At 71.3% G+C, this 2,871-nt stretch carries 3 protein-coding genes; 2 read left to right on the top strand and 1 reads right to left on the bottom strand.

All coding sequences use genetic code 11. The features are described from left to right. Positions 1-401, top strand: a 401-nt coding sequence (locus BKE38_RS29640) for a hypothetical protein (protein ID WP_076960666.1), incomplete at its 5' end; no start/stop codon positions are given. Here BKE38_RS29640 and BKE38_RS29635 read toward each other — a convergent pair. Further along, on the bottom strand, positions 398-2,119 hold the full coding sequence (locus BKE38_RS29635) for a hypothetical protein (RefSeq protein ID WP_242662624.1): 1,722 nt from the start codon (positions 2,117-2,119) through the stop codon (positions 398-400). The genes BKE38_RS29640 and BKE38_RS29635 overlap by 4 nt on opposite strands. A 375-nt stretch (positions 2,120-2,494) precedes the next feature. Between BKE38_RS29635 and BKE38_RS29630 the strand changes: the two genes are divergently transcribed. Next, positions 2,495-2,871: hypothetical protein (locus BKE38_RS29630; RefSeq protein ID WP_207553734.1), on the top strand; the 377-nt coding region annotated here is incomplete at its 3' end.

Genomic DNA, 2,871 nt, shown 5'->3' with positions numbered 1-2,871 from the left:
GCCTGGCGCGCCAGGCCGCCGATGCCTGCCGCGTGGCCCTGGCCGCCGCCGAGCGCGATCGCCTGACGCAGGAGGAGGCGATCGCCGCGCATGGCGCGGTGCTGGCCCGCGAGACCCAGCGCGCCCGCGGCGACGCGGCGGAGATGGCGTTGTGGTCCGTCTGGCTGCGCGCCGCCGAGCGCCAGCGCCGCCGGCTCGAGTTCGAGCTGCGGCGTCGCGCCATGGTGGAGGAATCGCTGCGCGAGCAGCTTCGGGACAATTTCGCGCAGCTGAAGCGGCTCGAGCTGGCACTCGAGCAGCACCAACAGAAAGAAAGACTGGCGGCCGCCCGCAAGGCCGAGCAGCGCGCCGAGGAGATGGAGCTGCTGAAGCCCCAGCTGCTGCAGCCGCGGGCCGGCTAGGCCTCGCCGCGCGGCCGGCCCAGCCGCTCCAGATCGGGCTTCTCCTTGAAGCGGGCCCAGGCCTGCAGCAGCTCGCGCAGCTGCTCCTCCTGGCTCGTGCGCTCGCGCCTGAGGATCTGCATCCGCTTGCGCAGCTCCAGGATCAGGTGGCCGCGCGGCAGGTCGGCGCCGCTCTCGAAACGCTCGACGAAGATGCGGCCGAGCTCGGGGTCGTCGCGCTCGATGCAATAGGCGGCATAGGCCAGCACCGAGCCGCGGCCGAACTCGATCATCTTGCGGCCGAAGGTGCGCATCTCCAGCAGGCGCGGATGCTGCTCGACGATGCGCATGACCTCGGCCGGGGTCGGCTTGGCATTGCGCGTGCCGGCAGGCTTCAGCTCGTGCTTCCACAGCAGCACGGCCGCGGCGGCGATCAGCGGGCGGTCGCCGAAATGGTCGAAGGCGGCGCCCAGCTGCGGGCCCTTCTTGGCGTGGATGTCGTAGGTGGCATAGGCCTCCTCCGGCAGGCCGCGCATCACCGGCACCTCGATCGCTTCGCCGGCCTGCAGCACCGCCGACAGCCGGTGCTGGCCGTTCAGCAGCCGCCCCGACCGGCTGAAGCAGATCGGCTGCGCGTTCATCATCCAGTTGCCGGCGCGGATGTCGCGGGCGATGGCATCGACATGCGCCGCCACGATCTTCCGGTTGCGGCTGTTATGCGCGAGGTACGCCTCGGCCTGCTGCGGCGAGATGCTCTCGATCGCCAGCGGGAAGACGTTCTCCTCGGACGCCAGCCGCTCGACCGCTTCCTGCAGGCTGCGGGCGGTCTCCTCGGTCTCGCTTTCCATCCCCGGATCGTCGAGGCCCGGATAGCCGGCGAGCGCCGGGAACTCCTCGCCCTTGGTCGGATTGGCGGTGCGGTCGATCCAGGTGTAGCTGCGCTGCGGCTCGCCCGCGATGGTGGCGTTCAGCGCCTTGATGCAGAGCGCGAAGAGCGTCACCGGCTTCAGCCGCGTCGCCGGGTCGCCGCGGGTGATGTCGATCAGGTCGCGGATGCGCGCGCCCGGCTCCATCGGGCTGTGCTTCTCCGGCCAGGCGATGGCGTCGAGGAAGCGGCGCGTCGCCCCCTTGTCCACCCGGAAGCCCATGAAGAGCAGCGGCGTGCGCACGGCTTCCGACAGCGCCGTCGCCTCGCTCTCCAGCGACATCTTCACCGCCTGCTCCAGGTCGGGATTGGCGCGCAGCACGCGGTCCATGCGCGACCAGCTGGCGGTGCCGGCGCCGCGCAGCATCTTGCCGTCGTCATAGCGGATCAGTTTGACCAGGGCCGACTGCAGAGCATGGGCATGCGGGATGCCGCGGGCTTCCAGGACGCCGGCGAAGGAGCGGCGGCGCTGCTGGTCGATGGTGTGCAGCACGTCGTCGGGAATGTTCTGCGCCAGCACGGTCAGGAAGGGCACGCCGGCACGGATGCAGGCGCGCAGCCGCTGCACCCCGTCCAGCAGCACGCCGCCGCGCGACAGGATCAGCGGCATGCCGTTCAGGATCCAGCGGCCTTCGCGCATCGCCTCGGCATAGGCGGCAATGGCGGTGGCATTGTCGCCGGCGCTGGGACGCTTGCGGCTGAGCAGCTCGGTCGCGGTCGCCGGCGTCACCAGCTCGATCGAGAAGGCCGGTCCGTCCGCCGCCTGGCCCTGAAGCTGGACGATGCGGCCGCCCTGCTGCGGGCCCGCGCCCATCCCCTGGGCCGTCGCCGTGCCGCGCCTGGCCGTCCTGCGTGCGGTTCCCGTCACCCGCGCCATGCCCTGCCTGCTCCCGCTACGCCCATCCGCGAGGGCGGACCAGGGCTCCGATGGGTTTCGTTTAGACTTTTTTCGCTCTTCCGGCCAGACGCAAAAATGCACGAAGGCAATTTTTCTGCGATATTTTTTCGCATGGATGGCGATGCCGGCCCGGTGCCGTCAGGCTTTGCTTTACGATGTTCTCGATCAGCGAAGTGGTCCTGCGGTTGCGCAGCTGCTAAAAACCGGGGGTTGCCGTCGGGATCGGCCGCGCCTCGCAGGGCTGCCGTGTCACGCCAGGCCCCGTCATTCAAGGAAGGAGAAGCCCTCCCCATGACCGGTACCCCCGCTGCCGCCGCGCCCGCGGCCATCCCCGCCACCAGCCTGGCCGCCGCCTCCGCCGCAGCGCTGCAGGCGCCCTCCCTGCAGGGACCCGCGATGACAGGAACGGGGGGCGTCGCCGCCCCGTTCTTCGTCAACCACACCATCCGCCTGACCCGGGCCGAGGTGCTGGAGGCGCTGCGCAGCGCCGCGCTGCACCGTGCGCGGGAGACGCTGCGCCTGGTCGAGCCGGCGCCGCGCGGGGTCGAGCTGGAAACCCGGCTGCTGTCCGGCGCCATGGTCGAGATCGACGGCGCCGCCGTGGTGATCGAGGCGCGGCTGCCCGATGACCTGGCCGCGCTGCTGCGCCAGCCGGCCCCGGCCCCCGC

Source organism: Teichococcus deserti, assembly GCF_001982615.1.
GTDB lineage: Bacteria > Pseudomonadota > Alphaproteobacteria > Acetobacterales > Acetobacteraceae > Pseudoroseomonas > Pseudoroseomonas deserti.
Note: the sequence above shows the minus strand (reverse complement) of the source record. Positions and strands in the feature narration are given on the sequence as shown.

Bases quoted from the DNA above. Each gene is read 5' to 3' on its own strand.
- BKE38_RS29635 (WP_242662624.1), bottom strand. From the start codon at position 2,119: ATGGGCGCGGGCCCGCAGCAGGGCGGCCGCATCGTCCAGCTTCAGGGC.